We start from the raw sequence: 18701 nt of genomic DNA on the forward strand, positions 1-18701 counted from the left end.
AGCAGGTGGCGACATTCTTGTCCATTTTGCGCAGGACGTCAAAGGTGAGCCACGGTTAGCTTATTGCTGCGCTGCAATGACAGTCGCAGGGAGTAAAAGCTTCCGCATGACAAGTAATTGTGGTGTTCGAAGTGATTTGGGCGGGCGTATATAGGACGTTCGTACAACCCAATTAATCATGATTGTTGTACTCATATTATAGGGCATCTTATTGGTTTGACAATTGAACTTCATCAGGTAGCATTTTGTTCGGAACGCTCGCGCGTTCCAAGTTGCCGAGCACTTGAAGTTTCCGGCATGCCGTGTTGGTAGGGCCGGCCCATTAAGGGAGGTGACATGCCATGAACATGGAACTCTCGCGGCGCCAGTTTCTTGCGGCGGCCGGCGCTGGTGTGGCGGGGTCAGCGCTGGGAGCCTTCGGCTTCGGCGCGGTGGAATCCGCCCACGCCAAGGCCATCCGCGATTTCAAATTGGTGAACACGACGGAGACCCGGAACACATGCCCGTATTGCTCCGTTGCATGCGGCATCATCATGTATTCCAAGGGTGACCTGAAGAAGGGCGAGAGCGCCGAAATCGTTCACATCGAGGGCGACACTGATCATCCGACGAACCGCGGCACGCTTTGCCCCAAGGGCGCGGCGCTGCTCAATTTCGTCAAGGCCGAGACGCGGCTGAAGTATCCGATGATCCGCAAGCCGGGTTCGGACAAATTTGAGAAAGTGTCCTGGGATGATGCCCTCGACCGGATCGCGCGCCTGCTGAAGGAGGATCGCGACAAGAACTTCATTCAAAGGAACAATGACGGCGTAACGGTCAATCGCTGGACGACGACCGGGTTCCTCGCCGCCTCCGCAACGACGAATGAAACGGCCTGGGCGACCTACAAGGTCGTACGCAGCGCCGGAATGCTGGTATTCGATAACCAGGCACGTGTCTGACACGGCCCAACGGTGTCCAGTTTGGGCCCAACATTTGGCCGTGGTGCAATGACCAACTCCTGGACCGACATCAAGAACACGGATCTTGTTGTCATCATGGGAGGCAATGCCGCCGAAGCGCATCCATGCGGCTTCAAATGGGTCACGGAGGCCAAGGCCAACCGCGGCGCGAAGTTGATCGTCGTCGATCCGCGATTTACGCGCTCGGCATCTGTCGCGGATTTTTATGCGCCAATCCGCCAGGGGACGGATATCGCATTTCTCCTTGGGGTGATGAACTACTGCATCCAGAACGACAAGGTGCAATGGGACTACGTCAAGGCGTTCACCAACGCGACATACATCGTCAAGGACGGCTTTGAATATAAAGACGGTCTTTTTACCGGTTATATCGAAGCCAAGCGCGACTACGACAAGTCCACCTGGGAATATGTCATCGGTGATGACGGCTACGCCGCGGTTGACGACACGCTGACCAACCCGCGCTGCGTATGGAACCTCCTGAAGGCGCACGTTTCCGTCTACGTACCTGAACTGGTTGAGCGTATCTGCGGCACCCCCAAGGACAAGTTCCTGAAGGTAGCCGAGATGATCTCGGAAATGTCGTCGCCCACCAAGACGATGACCTCCATGTACGCACTTGGCTGGACGCAGCATTCGAAAGGCTCGCAGAACATCCGCTCAATGGCGATGTTGCAACTCGTCCTCGGCAATATTGGCGTGCGCGGCGGCGGCATGAATGCGCTGCGCGGGCACTCCAACATCCAGGGACTGACCGATGTCGGGCTGATGTCGAACCTGCTTCCGGGGTACATGACGCTGCCGACGGAAAAGGAAGTGGACTTCGACACCTATATGTCGACGCGGGGCTTCAAACCGCTCCGGCCGAACCAGATGAGCTACTGGCAGAACTACAAGAAGTTCTTCGTCAGCTTCTTGAAGTCGATGTGGGGAGCGGCGGCGACGCCGGAAAACCACTTCGCCTATGACTGGCTGCCAAAGCTCGACGTCCCCGGCTACGATGTCCTGCGGGCATTCGAACTCATGAACCAGGGCAAGATGACCGGCTATGTCTGCCAGGGTTTCAACCCGCTGCTGGCAGTGCCGAACAGGAAAAAGCTCACGGACTCGCTGTCCAAGCTGAAGTTCCTCGTGACCATGGATCCATTGGACACGGAGACATCGCGGTTCTGGGAAAATCACGGCGACTTCAACGACGTGGAAACCGCACAAATCCAGACCGAGGTCATCCAGCTGCCTTCGACCTGCTTTGCAGAAGACGAGGGTTCACTGACCAATTCCGGCAGGTGGCTGCAATGGCACTGGCCTGGGGGAACGCCGCCCGGAGAGGCCAAGACCGACGTATGGATCATGGCGCAGATATATTCGCGTCTGAAGGAACTCTATCGCCAGGAAGGCGGGGCGTTCCCGGACCCGATCGTCAATCTCGATTGGTCCTATGCGGATCCCGGCGATCCGACTGCGGAAGAACTCGCCAAGGAGATGAACGGCAGGGCCTCGGCTACGCTTTACGATCCAACGGATCCATCCAAGGTGGTCGTGGAAGCCGGCAAACTATTGCCGAGTTTTGCGGCCCTAAAGGACGATGGTTCGACATCTTCCGGATGCTGGATCTATTCCGGTTGCTTCAACGAAAACGGGAATAATATGGCCCGGCGGGATACGTCGGACCCGGACGAGACGGGTGCCTATCTTAAATGGGCATTCGCATGGCCGGTCAATCGCCGCATCCTTTACAACCGGGCTTCGGCCGATCTGAACGGCAAGGCCTGGGATCCGAGCCGGAAGCTGATCGAATGGGACGGCCAGAAATGGGCCGGATACGATGTTCCGGACATTGCGCCGACGGCCAAGCCTTCGGAGGTCGGACCGTTCATCATGAATGCGGAAGGAGTATCGCGGCTTTTTGCCCGTGGCATGTTACGCGACGGACCATTCCCTGCCCACTACGAACCGTTCGAGTCGCCCCTGGCGAACATCGTCGCACCGAATGTGCGCGGCAATCCCGTTGCCCGCGTTTTCAAGGGCGATTTCGCGCAGTTCGCCGAACCGGCCTCGGAGGAATTTCCCTATGCGGCGACCTCTTACCGTCTCACCGAGCATTTCCACTACTGGACCAAGCATGTCTGGGTGAACGCGGTGCTACAGCCCGAGTTCTTCGTCGAGATATCTGAAGAACTCGCCAAGGAGAAAGGCATTACCAAGGGCGGCTGGGTGAGGGTCTGGTCGAAGCGCGGATCGGTTCGGGCAAAAGCGGTCGTTACCAAGCGCATAAAACCGCTGATATGCGATGGTAAGCCGGTTCACGTAGTCGGCATACCGCTGCACTGGGGTTTCATGGGAGCGGCCAAGAAGGGTTTTGGACCGAATTCACTGACGCCCTTCGTCGGTGACGCCAATATAGAGACGCCGGAGTTCAAGGCGTTCCTCGTCAATATCGAGCCCATCGACGGGCCGGTGGCATAGGAGACGGCAACATGTTCCCGCCTGTACCAAACCCTACGATCCGGCCCGAGCCCGCAAGATTTGGCGAGCAGGACCTGATCCGCCGCTCCGCATCCAATGTTACCCCGCCGGCACAGCGCCAGACCGAGGTGGCAAAGCTTATCGACGTGTCGAAGTGCATTGGCTGCAAGGCATGCCAGTCGGCGTGTATCGAGTGGAACGACACGCACCCACCGGTTGGCGAAAATGTGGGTGTCTATGACAACCCGCATGATCTCACCCCCGATATGTTCACCCTCATGCGCTTTACCGAGTGGGAGAATCCCGAGACCAACAATCTCGAATGGCTTATCCGCAAGGATGGCTGCATGCATTGTGAGGATCCGGGGTGTCTGAAGGCCTGCCCGGCTCCCGGCGCCATTGTCCAATACTCGAATGGCATTGTGGATTTCATCCACGAGAACTGCATCGGTTGCGGCTATTGCGTGAAAGGATGCCCCTTCAATATTCCTCGCATCTCTCCGGTCACCCATGTTGCCTATAAATGCACATTGTGTTCCGACCGCGTGGCGGTGGGGCAGGGACCTGCCTGCGCCAAGGCCTGCCCGACGCAAGCGATCGTGTTCGGTACCAAGGAGGAAATGAAGCAGCATGCCGAGGGCCGCATCACCGACCTGAAGTCACGCGGCTTCGATAATGCCGGGCTCTACGACCCGCAAGGCGTCGGCGGCACGCACGTGATGTATGTTCTTCATCATGCGGACAAGCCCGAAATCTATGCGGGCCTGCCGAGCAATCCAAGAATCAGTCCGCTCGTGGATGCTTGGAAGGGCGTTACGCGATATGCCGGATTTGCCGTCATGGGTGTCGCAGCCATAGCCGGATTCATGCACTACCTCGTCTCCGGTCCCAACCGCGTCTCGAACGAAGATGAAGAGCAGGCGGAGAGGCTGGTCGGGGAGGAGCGGCGCCGATGAGTACGCAGTACGACGTGGAAAAGGGCGACAGCGTTCATTCCGGCAAGCCCGTCACAGTCGATCGCTATACTGCCGGCGCGCGTGTCAACCACTGGATCACGGCGGTCAGTCTCGTGCTCCTCGCACTCTCGGGCTTGGCGCTGTTCCATCCTGACCTGTTCTTCCTGACGGGCCTCTTTGGCGGCGGACCGCTTACCCGGATTATCCATCCGTGGATCGGCGTTGTCCTTTTCTTCAGCTTCTTTGGCCTTTTCCTCCGCTTCTGGCGCGCCAATCTGTGGAAGCGCGAAGACGGCACCTGGCTCGCCCGTATTCGTGATGTGCTAACGGCTCACGAGGACCGGCTGCCCGAGGTCGGCAAGTACAATGCCGGGCAGAAATTCGTCTTCTGGTCGATGTCATTGCTGATCATCGTGCTCATCACGACCGGCGTCATCATATGGGACCAGTATTTCTTCGATTTGACCACGATCGAGCAGAAGCGGTGGGCTGTACTGATCCATTCCATGGCGGCGATTGTAGCGATCAGCGTCTGGATTATTCATGTCTACGCAGCGATCTGGGTGCGTGGTACGATACGCGCGATGACGCGCGGTTCCGTTACCGGCGGCTGGGCATGGCGTCACCATCGCAAATGGCTACGAGAGCTGGTGGCGAAATCGCCCAAGGACAAATCGGGAAGTACGCCCGCCGAATAAGCGGGTATGGTAGAAGTTTCATCGGTCCACGTGGCCCGGCGGGTTCGTGAGGGAGCAGCATGAACACCAAGAGTGCGGTTGAGCCGGATCCAACGGCAATCGGAGATATCTCGTCACCGCCCTTTGTCCGACTGCCGGATCCGGGTTGGATCTTTTCCACAAGGGCAGCACGGCTGCGGCAATTGGCTGAAACAAGCCAAGTTTCACCGTACCTCAGGTTCGTTGAGGGACTGGCGCGTGCCCAGCACGATATCCAAGTTGGTTTGCCGGCTCCCGGTGGACCAGACGCGGCGTCCGTTGCGCGTGCCCGCGAATTCGCAATGCCCCTGATCGACCGGAGCGGGATCGAGGACGAGCCGACACTGAACGATATCTTCGATCGCCTGTTTGCGGCTGTTGCCCCGATCGAAAAGCCCGCCGCGGCGGCTGACGCTCTATCCCGCGTGACCGCCGCCAGTGTCCAGGATCGCAGGGCCATGGCCAGAACGGTTTTCTCCAGCGCGTTGCCGGCAGATGCAATTGCCGAGCACATCTATATCTGGGCGGCCCTGCAGGTGCATTTTGCCCGGCTCGCCTCGGCTCTGGACGCAAAGATGCTCGCGCCGGTAGCCGACGGCATCTGTCCAACATGCGGAGGTTTGCCGGTGGCATCGATGGTCGTCGGCTGGCCCGGCTCCCATGGCGCACGCTTTTGCTCCTGTTCCCTGTGCGGTACGTTGTGGAACTACGTCCGCATCAAATGCATGTTGTGCGGCTCGACCAAGGGCATTGGCTACCAGGAAATCGACGGGGATGGCGGCACGATCAAGGCCGAGACCTGTGACGAGTGCCAGGGCTGGATGAAAATCCTCTATCAGGACAAGGCGCCGGATACCGAGCCGGTCGCAGATGACGTTGCCAGTCTCGGACTTGATCTCCTGATGCGAGCGGGACCCTATCGGCGGGGCGGCTTCTCGCCGCTGCTTGCCGGGTTGTGAGGATGTGCGATGGACACCAATTCCAGCCTCCGCGCTCTACCGTCTGTCGATCAGCTGCTGCGGTCCAAATTGGCGATGGCTGCCATAGAGCGCTTCGGACGGCCGGCAGTGACCGAGGTTCTCCGCGACACCGTCGCGGACCTGCGCCGGAAAGTTCTTCAAGGCCACCCTATCCAGGCGTCGGAAATTATTCTCGACAATCTTGTTGCAAGCCTTGAGGAGCGCGAGCGCACCACGCTACGCCCGCTCTACAATCTGACCGGTACGGTGCTGCACACGAACCTTGGCCGCGCGCTTCTGGCTGAGACCGCAATTGACGCTGCGGTGGCAGCAATGCGCTCGGCCGCATCCCTTGAGTTCGATCTTGAGAGCGGCAAGCGCGGCGAACGCGACGATCATTTGCGTGCCCTGATCTGCGAACTGACAGGCGCTGAAGATGCGACCGTCGTCAACAACAATGCGGCGGCTGTCCTGCTCGTGCTCAACAGTCTGGCGGCGGGCAAGGAGGCCATCGTCTCCCGCGGCGAACTCATAGAAATAGGCGGCGCCTTTCGCATGCCCGACATCATGGCGCGTGCGGGCGCCAGGCTGGTGGAGGTCGGCACTACAAACCGGACACACAAAAGCGATTATGCGAATGCTTTGGGACCTGACACCGGACTGATCCTGAAGGTCCACACCTCAAACTACCGCATCGAAGGCTTTACTAAGGAAGTGAAGCCGCAGGAATTGAAGGATATCGCGCACAAAGGCGCCGTTCCGTTGGTCCACGATCTCGGCTCCGGCACATTGGCGGATCTCACGCGCTTCGGACTGGCGCACGAACCGACAGTGCGAGAGGCCATTGATGAAGGTGCGGACATTGTCACCTTTTCCGGCGACAAGCTGCTCGGCGGACCGCAGGCGGGATTCATCGTCGGACGCAAGGACCTTATCCAGGCGATCAACATGAACCCGACGAAACGGGCGCTCAGAGTCGACAAGATCCGCATGGCGGCACTCGAAGCGACGCTGAAGCTCTATCGCGATCCCGAACGACTGAACCAGCGACTTCCCACTTTGCGGCTCCTCAGCCGCCCCCGCGAGGAGATCGGTGCGCAGGCGCAAAAACTGGCTCCAATCGTCGCGAAGGCCGTGCAAGGTGCGTTCACCGTCGTGGTTGTCGACTGTGCCAGTCAAATCGGATCGGGCGCCTTGCCGCTGGCTACGGTGCCCAGCTCTGGTCTCGCCTTGACGGCGCTCGATGGCGGGGGCAGGGCGCTTGAGGAACTGTCCGCCGCTCTGCGGCGCTTGCCCGTCCCGGTCATTGGCCGTATCGAGCGCGGGTCCCTGGTTCTTGACCTGCGGTGCCTCGAAGATGAGGCAGCATTTGCTGCCAATATCGCAGGCCTCGATTTGAGAGCGGGGCAGGCCGGAGGAAACAGCCAATCATGATCGTTGGTACCGCGGGGCATATCGATCACGGCAAGACTTCGCTTGTCAAAGCTCTGACCCATGTCGATACCGACCGGCTGAAGGAAGAAAAGGCGCGCGGCATATCGATCGATCTTGGTTTCGCCTACTTGCCAGTGGAGGCCGAAACCATCGGTTTCATCGACGTTCCAGGCCATGAGAAGTTCATCCACACCATGCTCGCCGGTGCGAGCGGCATCGACTTCGTGCTGCTCATCGTCGCTGCCGATGATGGGATTATGCCGCAATCGCGGGAGCATCTTGCCATTATCGACCTCCTTGGTGTCGAGCACGGTGTCGTTGCGCTGACGAAGGCCGACCTTGTATCAGAGGTGAGGCTTGTCGAAGTCGAGACCGAACTACGCAACGAGCTTGCCGCCACGGCGCTTCGCGCCGCGCCAATTCTGAGGGCTTCGACAGTAACGGGAAAAGGCATTGACCAACTGCGCGACCACATTGTGGAAGCAGCACGCCAGTTTTCAAGCCGCGAAGCCGATGGCCGCTTTCGGCTCGCTGTCGACCGTTCATTCACGCTGCAAGGCACGGGAACTGTCGTGACGGGCACAGTCTTGTCGGGAAGGGTCGCGGTGGAAGATCATGTGATTGTCAGCCCCTCGGGAATCGCCGCACGTGTACGCTCCATCCATTCGCAGAACCGGCCGAGCAGGGAAGGCAAGGCCGGCGACCGTTGCGCCCTCAATCTCGCCGGCGAAGCCATTTCCAAATCCGCGATCAGCCGCGGCGACATGATACTGGACCAGAGCTTGCACGCACCGACGATCAGGATCGACGCAACTTTGCGGGTCCTCGGTTCCGAGCCCAAGCCGATAGGGCACTGGTTTCCAATCCGGCTCCACCATGCCTCTACCGAAGTTGGTGCGCGAGTCGTGCTGCTTGGCGATGCTCCGATCGCACCGGGTACCGCAGCAAATGTGCAACTCGTACTCGACCAGCCGATCGCAGCAGCAGCGGGCGACCGCTATATTATCCGGGACACGTCGGCCCGGCGCACAGTGGGTGGGGGCCGCTTTCTCGATCTACGGGCACCCGCCCGCAAGCGCCGCACACCCGAACGAAGGGCACAGATCGAGGCTCACCTGTTCTCTGATCCGGCCAAAGCCTTGGAGGCCTTGCTCGAGACCGCGCCCTATCAACTCGACCTTACCGCCTTCGTCCGGGACCGGGCCCTTGCGGCAACTAAAACCGATGAGCTCGCCCAGGCATTAGGCGCGATTTTGCTCCCCGCTGCACCTGATTTGAAAGCGATTTCTGCTTCGCGCTGGGCGTCATTTCGTGAGGATCTGTTGGGCCGGCTTGACCTCTTCCATGCCGACAATCCCGATCTTCTTGGCATTGGTGTCGAGCGGCTGCGCACCCAGCTTGAGCCGCGATTGCCGATCGCGGCGTTTCGATCGGCTCTACAAAGGCTTGCCGGGGCAGGGGAGATTGTAATCGATGGGGCGTGGGTACGGCGCGCCGGTCATGCGGTGACGATGGGCCCTGCCGATGAACATTTTTGGCGGAACATCGAGCCATTGCTCGATGGCGCTGAACGATTTCGTCCTCCACGCGTGCGCGATATCGCGACCGCGCTCGCCGTTCCGGAACCCGAGGTGCGCCGCCTCCTGAAACTCGCGAGCCGGATGGGCAAGACACATGAAATCGCGCACGATCATTTCTTCCTGCGTAGGGCGGTAGCAGACATGGTTGCCATTATTGCCGGACTTAGCGCGGAAAGGGAAAAGGGATGGTTTACCGCGGCCGAGTTCCGCGATCAGGTTGAAAATGGCCGCAAGGTTGCCATTCAGATCCTGGATTTCTTCGATCGTCACAGTGTGACCGTGCGTCGCGAAGACCTGCGCCGCATCAATCGAGACCGGCTGGATCTCTTTGGGGTTTCTGCGAAAGTAACGAGCGACAAGCTCGCGTCAGGAGGAGATGCGTCCCCGGTGGGGCGTCCGGACTTCAAATCCGGGAGGGACCGAGAGACGGTCTTTGGTGGGTTCGACTCCCACTCTCTTCCGCCAACGATCAGGCGGTCGGAGCCGCCGCGATGAAATACCTGGAAGCGCTGCAAGAACGGGCCGAGTCCGCACAGGCAGTCGAAACCCTTTACCGGCACGAGGCTGCGGCCCGCATAGCATCTCTCGAGCAGGAAAGGGCATTTGCATTTCGCCGGCTTAATTTGATGCGAACGCTCGCGGCTGCAATGCGACCACAAGCCGGCGATGGCGAGTGGCAGCATGATGACGAGATCAAAGTTGCGCGTGCAATTGCTGCCTTGCTGGCCAAACTCGGCTGGTCATCGGACAGCGACGCGCGCGATGCGATGCTGGATAATTTCACACCTGTGATTGTCGCACTCCACCGGGCAGAATTGATTGGATCCGGCACGGTCGAAGAGGTCGGGGAAGCGCTTGCGCGCTTCGAAGCATGGTACGCCGCGACCTTCAGCGTTTCGTTCTGGATGCTGTTCGAAAATCCTATTCCCGACACGCCGCGTGTCGATTTCTAGAAATCGCGGCCTACCATTTGACGCGGAAACCCGCAGTTCCATTAAAGGCGTAGCTGTCGCCGAAACTCTCAAGGCTGGTATTGGCTGAAACCTCGCCATAGACGGAATACTTGTCGTCGTTCCAGTTATAGCTGCCACCGGTCCCAATCCCTCCCCAAAACCGCTCGGGTCGCGTCTCGAATTTGACGCCGGAGACGTTCACGGAAGATCCGTCAAGGAATTCGTAATAGAGGTTGGCGATGCCGTAGACGTGGCTGCGGCTGGTCTTGCCCGCCTTGTCTTGCCAGCTCTGCTCGCGGTCGGCCGAGATGCCCAGCCGGCCGCGCAGGCTGTCGCCCGTGCCGAGTGAAACGTCAGCGCTGAAAGGATCGGTGAAGCCGTCGAAATCGACATTGGCGTAAATCAGCTGCGCCTGTGGCGTAATCGTCCAGTTCCCGCTCAAGTCGATCTTTTTGCCGGCCTCAACCGACAGGGCATAGCCGAAACCGTCATTGCCATCTTTAAGCGAGCGATTGGCAATATCGGATGTGAGATCGCTATCGAACCAGGTCAGCGATGCTTGCCCATCCACATAAACACCGTTTTGCCCGAGCCATGTCAGCGTGCCGCCAAAACCGTAACCGTCGGTATTGATACCGCCGTCGCCGAATACGGAGGTTACGTCGCTCGAAGCCTGCCCGTAATGGACTGTAATGCCGCCGATGAGCCGGCTGCCGTCTTGCGCTTCATACAGCAGACCGTCGAGCCCGGCTTGAAGCCGCCACATATCGATATCGTAGTCGCTGCCGCTGGTACTGACCGCCGGCTCGATATGACTGTGCAAGCCCTCGATGCGGGTCCATACGCCGTTGCCTTCGAGCACATTTGGCGGAGCGAGCGGCTGTTCCCAATAGCGGTTGCCGACCCGCTGCTGCATCGTCGGCATGCCCATGAGCGCAAGCAGCGCCTGCGGATATGCTTCGTAGATCGGCACGCCCGGCTGGAACAGGGGCTCCGGTGGATTGGGGGGTATTGGACCGGTTGGTATCAATTGCGAGCGGAGATACCAGTTTCCATCGGTGCCATCTGCGCCGACGCCGCCAAATTTAAGCGTATAGGCATATGCCCCGCCCACGACTGCCTGCTCGCCCTGCGTAGTCACATAGTCGCCTGCAAGCGAGAATGCACCTGGATCCGATGCCGCCTTGTTGCGCACCTCGACAAGACCGATACCGTTGCCCGGTGTCAGGACGCCGCTGCCCCCGACATTGGTCACGCCGATTGTCGTCGCTCCTGTGCCGAGCCGGGTGCCATCGACGACCAGCATGTCGGAGTAGGAGTTGGTCTGACCGGCAACAGGTATGCCGCCATTCAGCACCGTATTGACGAGCAACCTTCCGCCGTTGGAAACATAAAGTCCGCTGCCCGGAGCGCCTCCGGCCGTTGGGTTGCCGGTGATGACAAGGCTGTTGCCGACAACGGGTAGGGCGTTGCCGACGGCGGGATTGCGTAGGTCGATGGTACCGGCATTGGCGAAGGTTTCGAGGTTGACAAGCTGGCCCTGAACGACCCCTTCGCGGTTGAGATCGTAAAAGGTGGATTCAAGTGGGCGGCTATCCGCGCCTGTCGTCGGCACGTAGTAGCCGGTCGCATCGGTTATTGCCGCGCCGGTGACGGGCAGGAGTCGCACCACGCCTGCCGAGTCGTTGACGAACTGGTCGTTGCCCGCACCAAAGTCGGAGATGGCAACGGCCTTCGTATCGCGGATGCCGTCACCATCCGTATCGGCAAAATTGCGGATGTCAAAGGAGTTGGGCGTCAGGTTCTGAAAAGTGTCGTTTCCCGAGCCAAGCGTCACATAACCCGTTATCGTGCCGTTGTTGACGATGCTCACGTCGCCGGGAAAGCCCGGCTGAAAATAAAGATCGGCCGAGGCAACGGCCCGATCGGAAAGGGCGCCAATAAGGCCGCTATTGTTCAGCGTTGCCGTCCCGGAGGTTGCGCTCAGGATAACGCCGCTCGCAGGCATCTGATAGATCGGTCCGGCGTCTTCCGCGGAAGATTGCCAACCGCCGGTCACCGATCCCGGAACGCTGACGGTCACTGAGCCGCCGGTCGCCTTGATGCCGACGCCGAATTCGCCGGTCGTCACGATATTCGAGGCAGAGACATCCACCGCACCCGTGGCGGAATTGGCCCATATGCCGTAGGACTCGCTGCCATGGGTCGTTATGGGTGCGGCGCTGAGGACAGTAACCGGCCCACCAATGCCTGACGCCGGATCGTCTGGACCGTCGCCAGGAAAAGAAACACCCGGAGAGGGCAGTGGAAGGCTAGGGCGCGGCTGGCTGCCGCTGTCAGCCAGGATGCCAAAGGATCTGTCGCCATTGGTGGTGATGGGCCCGCTGCTTTGAACGGTGGAAGCGCCGCTCCCTGACTGCGCGACAATTCCCATGCCGCGGCCGCCATCCGTGGTGATGCCTGCGCCGGTATAGATCACCGTGACCGGAACGTCGGTATAAGCAGTCGCGCGAATGCCGATCGGGTTGCGCGAGCGTTCGCCGGCGTCCCCGGCTACTGAACCGGTGTTGTCGATGGTCGAGGCGATCTCTCCTCGTACCATCTGGCCCCCGGCAGCGCTGCCGCCGCGGGCTGTCAACGAAATGGCTGCATGCGGGTTGCCGTTTTCGTCACCGCTCAGGGAAATCGACGTCCCAGGGTCAGTAATCACCGTCGCGGAGCCATCGCCATAGGAGACGGCATTTATCCCGAACACACGCGAGCCGGTGAGGCCGATCTCGCTGGTTTCGCCGACAGCGCCCATACGATAGCGTACCGAGGCACTGCCGCTGCCGCTGCCGGTCGTGTCGGCCTCGGCAGTGATGCCAAAGAGAAGTTGCGAATTCGTGGGCACGTTGCCAATGATACCGCCGCTGGCGTCGATCGAAACATTGCCGCTGCCACCCGCCGAACGGGCTATGATGCCAGCCGCGTCACCGCCCACCACATGAATGCTGGGCCCGCGATAAATTACAGAAAGATTGGCAGGGCTCGGTGTCAAATTGTTGAGGAAGATCCCACGGATATCAGTCTGGCCCTGAGCATCCACCTCTCCTGTGACATCAATGGTGAGATCACCAAACGCCGTGGCGTTCGGATTACTCTGAAGCAGGGAAACGCCATAGATATTCACCTGCCCCTCAGCCTCGAATAGGCCGCTCAGCCTCATTGAAATCGGGCCGCTGATGGGGCCGCTGACGCCGTTGGTGTTGATCTCGACGCCCCTGACAGGATTTGTCAGCACGAGAAGCCCGTCGCCAGTCAAGATCATGCCGGCGTTTGACGTGGAGTACACGATCCCCGTCGAATAAGTTCCCGGTGCGCAGGTGACAGTCGGGACTGCTCCGCTCGTATTGGATTGACCGCATTCATCATCCGCAAGCGCAACGCCGGGGAAGAAAGACGCGACAAGAGCGGGCACGACAATAATTGCCACTTGATGGGTAAGCTTCAGGCTCCACGCGCTACGCTGCGCTGTGCAGCGCCGTGATAGACTGTATTCGCGAGTACGCTTAACATCACGCGAACGGTTGGCGATGGCCTCCTCCTCCGAAGAACGTAGCCGGCGTGCCGATAATGCTTCAACCACGTTCCAGTGTCAAAATATTGCTACTACACGTTGATTGCGGTTGCTGCTGTTAGGAAGCAGATGACAGGTGAGGATGCCCACCTTGAAAAAGAGCGCTCCCTCGTTCACTGCTGTTTGATACGCACCTGTTCTAAAACAAAAATTTCATTTGATGCGTGACAACGGAACTCACTCTCTGGGTTTTTCAACTTTACCGGTCAAGAAGTGGCAGATAGGGTCGTGCCGCAATTGGCAAGGAGGATACATGTCTGAGATTTGGTTTCGCACGGGTGAGGCAACGGTTCTTGCTGCGGAGGGCCAGGCAACGGATGCCATGCCCGAAATAGTGATTGGATCGGTGCGCGGCCCCGTTGGCCACGCGTTCGCCTCGATGATGGGTCAGGTCAAGGGACACACGCGTATGTTCGTGGTCCGCGACCTCAACCAGGCGGTACGTCCCGCCACCATGATGACGAGCAAGGTTACTATCAAGAATATGGCCTATGCCGAACTTCTGGGCGGCGTCGTGCAGGCGGCGATGGGCGATGCGATCGTCGATTGCCTGTCGGAAGGAATTCTTCCCAGGGACGAGGCCGACGACCTGTGCATGATCATCACGGTCTGGCTCGATCCGCGTTGTGTCGATGACGAGAACCTCGATCGCAAGGATTTATATCGCACCAATTATGAGGCGACGAAACTCGCAATTTCCCGCGCCATGACCGGCAGGCCAACGGTGGACGAGCTCATCGCAAATCGCAAGACCATCAAGCACTACGCTCTTGACGGCGTGATCGACTACTGAGTCGCTGGGACGGCACTTCCAAAAACAAAACGCGCTCCGGAGAGCGCGTTGTAGATGGGCGTTAGCCTGTCGTTTTCTAAGTTGTTGTCGGCCTGTATTCATTTACCCGCAGTGCTAAGCCCATATTCTAACTCGAATAAATATAGAATTTCGACCTATGCCCCCCACTGCTGTCCGCTCATTCCTTGCATGGTGGATGCTTCTTATTGTTTGTCCTATGCATCGAATTCACGATCACAGGTTGACGCTATGTTACGCAGCGTTACAGGAGCGTGACTCGAATGCGCTCAAAGCGGTTTTTCCCCGAAATCTGCATAGTTAATTGTAATTAATCTCCCGCATAGCCCTTGAACGCGGACTAGTTCGCGGCTTGTCCGGCCTTCTTGCCCGATGAGTAGTGCGCGCGTTTATCCTCGTACATCAGAAGGTCGGCGCGCTTGGCGACCAATTCCATCTTTTCGCCGATATTGCTGGTCGCCCAGCCGATCGACATGTCGAGTGGAATATTCGAATAATACTGATTGTTGATCTCAACCAGACTGCGGATCTCCTCGACAAGGCTTCCTGCACCCAATTCGTCAATGGCGGGCATCAGCACGGCAAATTCGTCGCCGCCGATACGGGCCGCATAGCAGGGGGCTCTGACAGCCTCGTTGAGCACCTCTCCCACCCGGCGCAGCATGCTGTCGCCGGCGGCGTGGCCCCACTGGTCGTTGATGACCTTGAGCCCGTTGAGATCGAGAATGATAATCGAGACCGGGTGGAATTCGCGCCGTTCCAACCTGTTGAGTTCATCGACGTAAAAGGCGCGATTGTAGAGTTTCGTCAGGACGTCGTGCTTGCCGAGATATTCGAGATAGGCCTCGGCCTTCTTGCGCGCGGTGATGTCGGTGAGTGATATCTGCACAAGAGCCCAGTCGTCTTCGTGGCCGGGCAAGACCGAGAACTGCAGCAATACGTGACGCTCTGTACCGTCCAGCGCGTAGTTGACAGTCTCCCGCTGGTGGAACAGGTTGCCGTTCCAAAGATCGATCAGTTGCTCCCTGAAATGCGCATTCATCTCGTCCTTGAAAACGTCGTTGATGCGGCGCAGCAGCGTCATCTTGTCGGGTGCGAGAAACAGCTTCAACGTCTCGCGATTGATGTCGACGACCCGTATCTCGCTCATGCACTGACGGACGAATTCGGGGTGCACGTCGGTGAAAACGCGAAAATCGGTAATGCCCTTGTCGCGCACTTCGTCGAGGAGGCGCTTGATGCGGCTGAAGTCCTCGACCCATAGGGATACCGGCGAATGTTCGAAGAGCCCCTCGGCGTAGCGCTTGCTCTCCACCTGCTTGCGCCGAGCATCTTCGCGTTCGGTTACATCCTCGATCGAAAGTAGGACCTGGCTCCAGCTGTCTTCGTAACCGGGCAGTACCGTACCGCGCAACTGGATGTCGAGACGCCGCCCGGACAGCGTATAGTTGACGGTGGCGCTGGAAAACTCGGTCTCGCCTTCCCAAAGCGCCGAAAGTTCCTGGACGTGCGATTGCAGCATGTCGCCGCGAAAGATGGAGCCGAGATTCTGGGTGAGATGCTCGAGGTCCTCTGCCTCAAACAGCGTCAGGGTCTTCCTGTTGACTTTGATAACCTTGATCAGGCTCGAGCACTGCTTGATGCGGTTTTCATTTTCCGTGAGGTAGGCCCTGATATCGGTGACGCCAGACGCCCGCCACGTTTCAAAGAGAGAACGAACCTCGCTGAAATCCTCGAGCCATAGTGAGATTGGTGCAAGGTCGAATGTTTCGGCGTGATGAGCCTGATCGTGCATATCGTTTTCGAACTTTCAAAGTCGGGGCCACCCTCCTCAAAGCTGTGGCCCTCCAAATCAGTGAAAGCAAAGTTGGCTCAAAATCGCGTTGCCTACAACCCGTCCGTGTGCGGCATGGTCAACATTCCAATGCTTCGGCCGCTGCAATTGCCGACATGTTGACGATGCCGCGGCTGGTCACCGTTGGGGAAAGGATGTGCGCCGGACGTTTCGTGCCCATCAAAATCGGACCGACCGCCAGCGCATTGTTTAATTCCGTCAATAGGGTCATCGAGACGTTTGCCGCTTCCAGCGAGGGGAATATCAGAAGGTTTGCCTCGCCCTCATAGGCGGTCTTGGTAAGGAAGCGCTCACGCAAGGCCGGGTTGATTGCAAGATCCCCCTGCATCTCCCCCTCGACCAGAAGATCGGGAGCAGCCTTGGTGAGCAGCGCATAGGCGGCCCGCATTTTTTCAGCCGGGGCGCCGCCACGTGAGCCGAAGCTCGAATAGCTGAGCAGCGCTGCCTTGGCATCGATATTGAAGCGCTTGAGGTGGTCTCGCGCCTGCAAGGCGATCTGCACGATCTCCTCGGCACTCGGGTCTATGTTCATATGCGTGTCAGCGAGGAAGAACACGCCCTTGCCCATGATCAGCATCGAGAGTGCCGAAAGCTGCGCCGAATCATCGGCAAGGCCGATGATCGAGCGGATGTCGCGTGCATGTTTGATGAAGCTGCCTTGCAGGCCGCAGATCAAGGCGTCGGCCTCGCCGCGCCGCACGGCCAATGCACCGATGACCGTCGTATTCGTGCGCACGATGGTCCGGGCCGTATCGAGCGTGACGCCTTTGCGCCCGACAAGATCGTGGAACTGGGTGACGTAATCGCGGTAGCGCGGATCATCCTCGGGATTGATGATGTCGAAGTCGCGTTCCGGGCGAATGGTAAGGCCAAAGCGCTCAATACGGTGTTCGATGACCGCAGGACGGCCTATGAGAACCGGCCGGCCAATCGACTCCTCCATGATAACCTGCGTTGCCCGCAACACACGCTCGTCCTCACCATCGGCAAAGGCAACGCGCTTGCCTTGTCCCATGGCGCGCTCGATCATCGGCTTCATCACCAATCCGGAGCGGAAGACGAAGCGCTTCAGGCTGTCCTGGTAGGCGCGCATGTCCGCGATTGGGCGACGCGATACGCCACTGTCCATGGCGGCTTGGGCCACGGCTGGCCCAATGCGCAGAATGAGGCGCTGATCGAACGGGGAAGGGATGAGATAGCCACGCCCGAACGTCGCGGCGGCATCACTGCCCATGGATTCCAGGGCCGGCTCATGGGCAAGCTGGGCAATCGCGTAGGCTGCTGCCCGTTTCATGTCATCATTGATCGTCGTTGCGCCTGAATCGAGCGCACCCCGGAAGATAAACGGGAAGCAGAGGACGTTGTTGACCTGATTGGGATAGTCGGATCGGCCGGTGCAGATCATCGCATCCGGACGCTCGGCAATGGCAAGCTCTGGCATGATCTCGGGTGTCGGGTTGGAAAGCGCAAGGATCAATGGGTCGCGCGCCATTTCGCGAATCATTTCGGGCTTCAAAGCGCCGGCTGACGAGAGGCCTACGTAGATATCTGCACCGGCCATGACGTCGGCAAGTTCGGTCGCATTCGTGTCCTGCGCAAAGGCGCCGCGCCAGCGATCGACCGAGTTAGCCCGCTTCTTGGTGACAAGTCCCTGCCGGTCGGCAAGGTAGATATTCTCGCGGCGCGCGCCGACGGTCTCCAGCATATTCATACAGGCGATCGCAGCCGCGCCAGCACCGGAGGTGCAGATCTTGACCTCGGCAATATCCTTGCCCACGAGTTTCATGGCGTTGAGCACAGCCGCCGCAACGATGATTGCCGTGCCGTGCTGGTCATCATGGAACACGGGTATGTTCATGCGCTCGCGCAGGCTTTCCTCGATGTCGAAACAATCGGGCGCCTTGATGTCTTCGAGATTGATGCCGCCGAAGCTCGGCTCCAGCGGTGCAACGATCTCGATGAATTTTTTCGGATCGGTTTCATTCACCTCGATGTCGATGCTGTCGATGCCGGCGAATTTCTTGAAGAGGACGGCCTTGCCCTCCATCACAGGCTTGCTGGCGAGCGCACCGATATTGCCGAGCCCGAGCACAGCAGTCCCGTTCGAGACCACGGCGACAAGGTTACCCTTGGATGTATAGAGATAGGCCTTCTCGGGGTCGGCTGCGATCTCTTCGCATGGGGCAGCAACCCCGGGCGAATAGGCAAGTGCAAGGTCGCGCGCATTGGCGAGCCGTTTGCTCGGCGTAATTTCGATTTTTCCCGGCTTTGGAAATTGGTGGAAATCCAGAGCCGCCGCGTGAAGGCTTGCTTTTGCGTCTTGTGACATGGCCGTCTTGCCCCTTTCGTTTGGGATGAACCGTCACGCGCGCGTGCCAGCACCGACGAGA

Annotated in this window: 10 protein-coding genes, 1 tRNA gene and 1 pseudogene; 9 read left to right on the plus strand and 3 right to left on the minus strand. The window is 59.1% G+C overall.

All coding sequences use genetic code 11. The features are described 5' to 3' along the window. Window positions 1-341 precede the first annotated feature (341 nt). From fdnG to BR48_RS25600, 8 genes and pseudogenes are all read left to right on the plus strand, one after another. Window positions 342-3428, plus strand: a complete 3087-nt coding sequence (fdnG, locus tag BR48_RS0120505; RefSeq protein ID WP_155810943.1) for a formate dehydrogenase-N subunit alpha — start codon at window positions 342-344, stop codon at window positions 3426-3428. 11 nt (window positions 3429-3439) lie between these two features. Next, the gene (gene fdxH, locus BR48_RS0120510) at window positions 3440-4384 is read left to right on the plus strand and encodes a formate dehydrogenase subunit beta (protein WP_027233025.1); all 945 of its coding nucleotides are present in this window, start codon (window positions 3440-3442) and stop codon (window positions 4382-4384) included. Next, entirely contained in the window at window positions 4381-5082 is a 702-nt protein-coding gene (locus BR48_RS0120515) for a formate dehydrogenase subunit gamma (protein WP_027233026.1), read from the plus strand. The genes fdxH and BR48_RS0120515 overlap by 4 nt, the downstream gene beginning before the upstream one ends. A gap of 59 nt (window positions 5083-5141) precedes the next feature. Then, window positions 5142-6059, plus strand: a complete 918-nt coding sequence (gene fdhE / locus BR48_RS0120520; protein ID WP_027233027.1) for a formate dehydrogenase accessory protein FdhE — start codon at window positions 5142-5144, stop codon at window positions 6057-6059. 9 nt (window positions 6060-6068) lie between these two features. Continuing rightward, a complete protein-coding gene (selA, locus tag BR48_RS0120525; protein ID WP_027233028.1) occupies window positions 6069-7493 on the plus strand; it encodes an L-seryl-tRNA(Sec) selenium transferase in 1425 nt (474 codons plus the stop codon). Beyond that, window positions 7490-9316, plus strand: a pseudogene (gene selB / locus BR48_RS25970) (selenocysteine-specific translation elongation factor); the annotation flags it as partial. The gene selA and the pseudogene selB, both read left to right, overlap by 4 nt. Before the next feature lie 126 nt (window positions 9317-9442). Next, a tRNA-Sec gene (locus tag BR48_RS0120545) sits at window positions 9443-9538 on the plus strand. Between the two features lie 26 nt (window positions 9539-9564). Beyond that, window positions 9565-10026 carry a hypothetical protein gene (locus BR48_RS25600; RefSeq protein WP_051615305.1) on the plus strand — a complete coding sequence of 154 codons (462 nt, stop codon included), beginning with the start codon at window positions 9565-9567 and terminating at the stop codon, window positions 10024-10026. A gap of 10 nt (window positions 10027-10036) precedes the next feature. On the opposite strand, the gene BR48_RS0120555 is transcribed toward BR48_RS25600, so the two are convergent. Next, a complete protein-coding gene (locus BR48_RS0120555; RefSeq protein WP_155810944.1) occupies window positions 10037-13501 on the minus strand; it encodes an autotransporter outer membrane beta-barrel domain-containing protein in 3465 nt (1154 codons plus the stop codon). Between the two features lie 397 nt (window positions 13502-13898). On the opposite strand from BR48_RS0120555, the gene fae reads away from it, so the two are divergent. Continuing rightward, a complete protein-coding gene (gene fae / locus BR48_RS0120560; RefSeq protein ID WP_027233032.1) occupies window positions 13899-14438 on the plus strand; it encodes a formaldehyde-activating enzyme in 540 nt (179 codons plus the stop codon). A gap of 358 nt (window positions 14439-14796) precedes the next feature. Here fae and BR48_RS0120565 read toward each other — a convergent pair whose 3' ends face one another. Together BR48_RS0120565 and BR48_RS0120570 are read right to left on the minus strand one after the other, a co-directional pair. After that, a complete protein-coding gene (locus BR48_RS0120565) occupies window positions 14797-16251 on the minus strand; it encodes a sensor domain-containing diguanylate cyclase (RefSeq protein WP_027233033.1) in 1455 nt (484 codons plus the stop codon). Window positions 16252-16369: 118 nt separating this feature from the next. Then, window positions 16370-18640 carry an NADP-dependent malic enzyme gene (locus tag BR48_RS0120570; protein ID WP_027233034.1) on the minus strand — a complete coding sequence of 757 codons (2271 nt, stop codon included), beginning with the start codon at window positions 18638-18640 and terminating at the stop codon, window positions 16370-16372. Window positions 18641-18701 lie beyond the last annotated feature (61 nt).

Source organism: Phyllobacterium sp. UNC302MFCol5.2, from assembly GCF_000686005.1.
Lineage (GTDB): Bacteria > Pseudomonadota > Alphaproteobacteria > Rhizobiales > Rhizobiaceae > Phyllobacterium > Phyllobacterium pellucidum.